The organism is Streptomyces lancefieldiae (assembly GCF_031845825.1).
GTDB lineage: Bacteria > Actinomycetota > Actinomycetes > Streptomycetales > Streptomycetaceae > Streptomyces > Streptomyces lancefieldiae.
This window is the reverse complement of sequence record NZ_JAVRFH010000408.1, coordinates 1-392: the sequence shown is the minus strand read 5'-3', so window position 1 is coordinate 392 and position 392 is coordinate 1. Positions and strand designations below refer to the sequence as shown.

General features: G+C 28.8%; 1 protein-coding gene. It reads left to right on the top strand.

Translation table 11 applies throughout. The features are described from left to right. Window positions 1-392, top strand: a 392-nt coding sequence (locus tag RM812_RS42730) for a hypothetical protein (RefSeq protein WP_311586506.1), incomplete at both ends; no start/stop codon positions are given.

The window sequence follows — 392 nt, the reverse complement described above, 5'->3', positions numbered from 1 at the left end:
GCGTATGGATTTGCATTAGGTGGAAATAAGTACTTCCAAGAAAGTGATGAAGGGTTGATTCTCTACAACAATGGAAATATAAAAAAATTAAACATTTCCCCAGGAATGATGCCTCAAATTTATAAACTGTCTAATGAATATGTAGTGATCTCTGTGGCGAGTGTTCACTATCCTGCACCATTCATTCAAACTATTAATTTTAACTACCAAGCCAAAGATATAGATACCGATACTGGTTTGAAAAATATTCCTGAATACTTAATTAATGGTGATTTCGATTGTTCTTCAACAGAAAAAGAAAATAAAATTTTCTTTAATTGCTATAATAGTGACTATGAAAATAATGTTTATAAATATTTTTATTCTAATCAAAAATTCACTGCTATAAACAA